A 6,298-nucleotide genomic window follows, 5' to 3' on the forward strand; every position below is an offset into this window, starting at 1 on the left:
CCGGGCAAGGCGCGCGGGTCGAAGAAGTTCCTCGGCATGATCCCGTTCGGCGATCAGGTCACCGACTACTTCCGCCGCTACCAGAGCTCGCAGCAGCAGCTCAACGGCATCCTCCATGCGCTGCGCAGCGGTCAGGATGAGCTGACCAAGGACAATGTGGCGCTCAACATGGAGAAGCAGAATCTGTGGACGGTGATGGGCCGGCTCAACCAGTACGTCTACATCGCCGAACGGTTGGACGCGAAGCTCGCCGCCCAGATCGCCGAACTCGAGATCGCCGACCCCGAGAAGGCCCGGGCGCTCAGCCAGGACGTGCTCTTCTACGTCCGGCAGAAGCACCAGGATCTGCTCACCCAGCTGGCGGTGTCGATCCAGAGCTACCTGGCGATCGACATCATCATCAAGAACAACATCGAGTTGATCAAGGGTGTCGACCGGGCTTCGACGACCACCATTTCGGCGCTCCGGACGGCCGTGATCGTCGCGCAGGCGCTGGGCAACCAGAAGCTGGTGCTCGATCAGATCACAGCGCTGAACACCACGACCTCGCAGATGATCCAGCGCACGTCCGAGATGCTGAAAGAGAACTCGGCGCGCATCCAGGAGCAGGCCGCGTCGTCGACCATCGGGCTGGAACAGTTGCAGGCGGCCTTCGCCAACATCTATTCCACGATGGACTCGATCGACGAGTTCAAGGCCCGCGCCCTCGACACCATGGCGCAGACCATCGGCGTGCTCGAAGGCGAAGTGGTCAAATCGAAGGAATACCTGGAGCGGGTTTCCCAGCAGGATTCCCGCACCCAGTCGATGCCGCAGATCAACCTCTGAACCACCAGCGGGCAGTGACCCGCGACACCGAATCCGAGACGAGGTAGTGGACGAGCAATGGGCTTCTGGGACTGGCTGACCGGCCGCGATTCCACGCCGCCGCCGGTCGCCGTACCCGAGGTCGATCCGGCGCCGACCGAGGCCGACATCCTGTCCTCCTTGGACGGGGTCGAGCAGCTGATCGCTTCCGGCACCCTGCCTTCGGTGGTGCGTTCGCGAGCCGCCCGGGTGACCCGGCTGGTCCGGGACACGCTGCCTCGGCTGGGCTCGCTCGGGCTCGGCAGCTACGACAGCTATTCGGTGGTGGCCACCGCCACCGACTACCTGCCCGAGGCGATCGGCGCCTACCTGCGGCTGCCGCGGGACTGGGCCGACAGCCGTCCGGTCGAGGACGGCAAAACGCCGTTGCTGCTGCTGATCGATCAACTCGACCTGCTGGGAGCCACCATGGAGAAGATCTACGACGCCGCCAACTCCACCGACGCGGCTGCCCTGATCACCCACGGACGGTTCCTGCGGGAACGCTTCGGGCACTCGCCCGCGACAGAACTGAATGTCCCGACGGCGCCGCCTGAGAAGTCCACCGATCCCTTTGACCTGGAGCGACCGTGAGCAGCCCTGACCTGGCCGGAACCCTCGACGCACTGGCGGACGCCGCACGTACCGCCGGCGTGGACGCCGACGCCGCGCGCGTCGAGGGTGAGCAGTTGGCAGCCTCCGTCGCCGAGTCGGCGGTCGGTTCGTTCGTCGACTGGTGCACGGCCACCGGTCGCGCGATCAGCGCCCAGGTGTTCATGGAGGCCGCCGTGAAGGGCCGGCGCTTCCGCACCTCGGCGACGCCGCTGGTCGCCCAACTGCACAACTCGCGTTCCCAGCGAGCAGTGCCGTACGCGAAGGCGCTCGCCGAGGTGGCGTCCGCGGCCGCGCTGCTCGGCCAGCCGACTCCGTTGAGCATCGGTGCCGCGCAGAGCGCGGCGAGCGCCCAGCTGAACGCCGCGCAGGGTCTCAGTGCCGTTCCGGCAACGCCGGCGATCCGGTCGGGTTCAGACGCCGAGTTCGTCCGGCAGGCGCCGCAGATCCTGTCCAGCGTGCTGGATCGGATGCACACCAGTCAGTCCCGGCTGCTCGACCTGCAGCAGTTGGATCCGTTCGGCGCCGGAGCCTTCCCGGGGCTCGGCAGCACCGCGACGGGTTCTGACCGGCAGAGTCTCGACAGGTCCGAGCAGCGGGGTGGCGCGCAACCAGGTCTGGACAAGCTCGACCAACAAGCACCGCCGGTGCAGGCCGCTCCCCCGTCCGCTGACGAGGCAGTAGCCGAACCCGAGCAGCCGGCCGAGCCGGAGAAGTCGCTTGAGGAGCTGCTGGCCGAGCTGGACGCTCTGGTCGGGCTGGCCACGGTCAAGGCCGAGATCCACCGGCAGACCGCGGTGCTCAAGGTCGACGCGCTGCGGGCCAAGGCCGGTCTGAAGAGTCCGACCATCACCCGGCACCTGGTGTTCGTCGGCAACCCGGGCACCGGCAAGACAACGGTGGCGAGGCTGGTGGCCGGCATCTACCGCGCAGTCGGGCTGCTGTCGAAGGGCCAACTGGTCGAGGTGGACCGTTCCGAGTTGGTCGCCGGCTATCTGGGCCAGACCGCGATGAAGACCGCCGAGGTGGTGGCCAAGGCCGAGGGCGGCGTGCTGTTCATCGACGAGGCGTACAGCCTGAACGGCGACCAGTACGGCGAAGAGGCGATCAACACCCTGGTCAAAGAGATGGAGGACAAGCGCAACGACCTGGTCGTCATCGTCGCCGGTTACCCGTTGCCGATGCAGATCTTCATCGCGCAGAACCCGGGCCTGGCCAGCCGGTTCCGCACCACCATCGGCTTCGACGACTACACCGACGACGAGTTGGAGGGCATCTTCACCGGCATGGTGAGCCGGGCCGACTACGACCTGGGCGAAGGCTGCCTGGCCGCCTTCCACGACCTGCTCGCGGCGCAGGTGCGTGACGAGACCTTCGGCAACGGGCGGTTCGCCCGCAACGTGCTGGAAGCTGCCGTCGGCAAGCACGCCTGGCGGCTCCGTGACGTGACAGAGCCGACCCTGGACCAACTGCGCACCCTGCTGCCCGACGATCTGGCCCCGGACGCCGCGCCCGCGGTCGACTGGCCGGCCACACCGCCGGGCGGACTCGAACCGCCGTCCGACCCCACGCTGCCCGCGGCACACCGGGGCGATGCCGGCGACGATCCTGTCCAGGCGACGCCGTGACCGCCGTCCGCCCCACCACGCCGGCGCCGACCACGAGTGCTGCGGTCCCCGCTGTCGCGCCGGTTCCCGTCCGGAGGCGACGCGGCGCCACGCCACGATCTGTGCGGCGGCTGCGACGGCTGCAGACCACCGCGGTGGCGTTGCTGCTGGCCTTCGGTGCGCTGGTGGTCACCGCGCTGGCGGTCTCCTTCAACGCCTCGTCACAGGCTGCCGAGAGCCTGGCGCAGTACCACCGGCTCGCCAACGCCCGCATCCAAGCGCTCAGCGTGCAGCAGGCCGCCAACACCTGGGCACTCACCCCCACCGACGCCGTCCGCACCGACGTCACCGAGCAGCTCACCTCGCTGGCCACCACCCTCGCCGATGCGTCGGCGGTGGAGACCGACCGGGACCGCATCGTGCCGCTCACCGGCGCCCTGGTGCACTACTCGATGACGTTGCAGGACGCGCTCAACGCCAAAGGCACCGCCTCAGCGGCGTTGCTGGCCAGGGCCGACACCCAACTCAGCGACGAACTCCTCACCCCGCTGACCGCCGCCCGCACCGCGGCCGGTGACCGGCTCGCCGGCGAGTTGACCGCGGGTTGGCTGCCCTGGGTGATCGGCGGTCTCGTGGTGACCGCAGGCGGGCTGATCGCCATCTCGGTCGCCTTGGCTCGCGCCTCGCACCGCTACCTCAATCCCGGTGTGGCGCTGGCATTGCTGTGCGCCGTGGCCTCGGTGGCCGTGCTGGCGACGTCGTCGACAGCCGCCTCGAATGCCGCGACCGACTTCACCGAGAGCGCGCGCGCCGAACTCGACAGCGTGGCCACCCTCCAACAGCAGCTGCATCAGGCCCGGGCCGACGAGGTACTGGCCGTCGGGCTGCAAACCGCCGGCGCCTCGTACCAGACGCGGTGGACCACCGCCTACAACACCGCCCTCGAGACGATCCCCCGGTTGCCGAACGCGACCACCTCGACGACCTCCGCGCTCAAGGCCTACAAGACCAGCCACGACCAGGTCACGAATGCCACCGACAAGGCCCAGTGGGCCACCGCCGCCGGTCTGGTCACCGACGCCTCCGCAAAGGCATTCGACAAGATCGACGGAGCGTTGAGCACCATCTACGCCAACCTGAGGTCGCCGGTGACCTCCGGGATCAAGTCGGTGGGCGACGGGATCGTCGCAGGCATCGCCGGGGTGATCGTGTTCACCCTGGCCGGCGCCGGCCTGGCCTTCTGGGGCGTGTCCCGGCGAATCGAGGAGTATCGATGAGTCCCGTCAGCGCACCCGCCGCACCCGGCAAACTCAATGAGCCGGTGCAGCCCCAGGCGATGGTCGGCTACCTCGCCGAACTGGACGCCTGGACGGCCGCCCGGCGCAGCGAACTGGCCGCGCTGGACGCCGAGATCCTGGGCCGCCGGCTGAACGCGCTGACCCCGGACATGCAGCTCTCCCTGGCGCTGTGGCAAGCGGTGAAGAGCCGCTACGACCTGCTGCTGGTCACCTGGGACTCGGGCCGGGTCGGTCCGGCCGAATGCGCCCGGCTCTCCTCACTGATCTGGGGGCGTCTCGACACCGGCGCCGCGCCGTCCGCGCAACTGGCCGGGATGGCGGTGTCACTGCCGGAAGCCTGCCGGCTCTCCGACGCCCTCGTCGCCCAGCTGCGGCAGAAGCTCAACCTCGACCCGAATGCCGAGCAGCTGGCCCGCCGGCTGCGCGACCTGCGCGCCCAGCTGGAACGGATCCGCGAGCAGATCCGGATCGAGCCACCCGCCTCAGCCGAGGCCGCCCGGGCCCAGTTGGGCCAACTGGCCGCGCGCACCGGCGAGCTGGAAGCCAAGCGGGAACGCGGCGGCGACATCGGCGGCCTGCTCGGCCCCCTCGAGATCGACGCCGCCCGCTACGAACGCGACCTGATCGTCGGTGGCGCCCGTCGCCGCGAGAACCGGGACGCGCTGGCCCGGGCCCGCGAGCTGTCCGACGACCTGGCCGCCCGTGAGCAGGCATTGCGTCAGCTGGTCGGCAACGCGGTGGCCGCGGTGTCGCCAGCACCCAAGTACGCCGTCCCGGACGTCGCCGCGCTCGGCCCGGTACCGAACACCCGCGCCGCGATCGACAGCTATCTAGGCCGGCTGGAACAGGTCGGCCGAGCCATGCAGGTCGTTCAGGACGCCTACTCCGGTGCGCTCGCCGAACGCGACGCGCTGGCCGCGCTGATCCCGCCGCTGCGGGCCAAGGCCGAAGCGCTCGGGCACGCCGACGATCCCGATTTCGTCGCACTCACCCAGACCGCGGAACGGCTGCTGGCGCGGCGTCCGACTCCGATGGCGGTGGTGCGGCAGGTGCTGCCCGCCGCCCAGGCACTGCTCGACGCGCTCGCTGAAGGTGGCGTCCGATGAGGTGCCGGCAGCCGGGCTGCACCGGCACCATCGTCGACGGCTACTGCGATGTCTGCGGCATGCCGGGCAACGCGGTGACCATGCCGGTCGGCCGCGGCACACCCGGACGCCGTCCGTCGGCGACGGCGAGCGGTCCCTGTCGGCAACCCGGCTGCCCGGGCTCGATCGTGGACGGCTACTGCGACACCTGCGGGATGCCGCCGGAGTCGGCTGTGACGCCCAGCGCTTCGTCGGTGACCAGAGCCTCGGTGCAGCTCGGATCGACCGCACTCGGTTCGGCGCGGGCGACGTCGTTCGGCGTCCGCCCGACTCGTCGCCCGCCCAGCAGCTCCCGCCGGATGGGCCGGATCGGTCAGGGCCTGACGATCGTTCCTCCGGCTCCGGCGGTCGACCCGGCCAAGGCCGTGATGGCGAATGCCGAACTGCCCGAGGACAAGCGGATCTGCCCCAACTGCGGCGCTCACGTCGGACGTTCCCGCTCGGACAGCGCCGGACGCTCCGACGGCTTCTGCCCGCAGTGCGGCGCCGCCTACTCGTTCAGCCCCAAACTGAAGCAGGGCGACCTGGTCGCGAACCAGTACGAGGTCGCCGGGCTGCTCTCCTACGGCGGCATGGGCTGGATCTATCTGGCCCGCGACAAGAACGTCTCCGACCGTTGGGTGGTGCTCAAGGGCCTACTGAACACCGGCGACGCCGACACCCTGAAAGCCACCATCTCCGAGCAGCAGTTCCTGGCCCAGGTGGAGCACCCGCTGATCGTCGAGATCTACAACTTCGTCACCCATGACGACAACGGCTACATCGTGATGGAGTACGTCGGCGGCCGGTC

At 69.7% G+C, this 6,298-nt stretch carries 6 protein-coding genes; all 6 read left to right on the forward strand.

What is annotated here, in order from left to right:
• The coding region (locus Q0066_RS14220; protein ID WP_298134008.1) for a toxic anion resistance protein at positions 1-828 on the forward strand (828 nt) is incomplete at its 5' end.
• 57 nt (positions 829-885) lie between these two features.
• Complete coding sequence (locus tag Q0066_RS14225) at positions 886-1,440, forward strand: hypothetical protein (protein ID WP_298134010.1); 555 nt, start codon at positions 886-888, stop codon at positions 1,438-1,440.
• Positions 1,437-3,086, forward strand: coding sequence for an AAA family ATPase (locus tag Q0066_RS14230; protein WP_298134012.1), 1,650 nt, complete (start codon positions 1,437-1,439; stop codon positions 3,084-3,086). Before Q0066_RS14225 ends, Q0066_RS14230 begins: the two co-directional genes overlap by 4 nt.
• Before the next feature lie 101 nt (positions 3,087-3,187).
• Positions 3,188-4,342 carry a hypothetical protein gene (locus tag Q0066_RS14235; RefSeq protein WP_298134013.1) on the forward strand — a complete coding sequence of 385 codons (1,155 nt, stop codon included), beginning with the start codon at positions 3,188-3,190 and terminating at the stop codon, positions 4,340-4,342.
• On the forward strand, positions 4,339-5,469 hold the full coding sequence (locus tag Q0066_RS14240) for a hypothetical protein (RefSeq protein ID WP_298134015.1): 1,131 nt from the start codon (positions 4,339-4,341) through the stop codon (positions 5,467-5,469). The genes Q0066_RS14235 and Q0066_RS14240 overlap by 4 nt, the downstream gene beginning before the upstream one ends.
• Positions 5,466-6,298 (forward strand): serine/threonine protein kinase (locus tag Q0066_RS14245; protein WP_298134016.1); only part of this gene is annotated, 833 nt, incomplete at its 3' end. The genes Q0066_RS14240 and Q0066_RS14245, both read left to right, overlap by 4 nt.

It is taken from the genome of Micropruina sp., assembly GCF_027492755.1.
Classification (GTDB): domain Bacteria; phylum Actinomycetota; class Actinomycetes; order Propionibacteriales; family Propionibacteriaceae; genus Micropruina.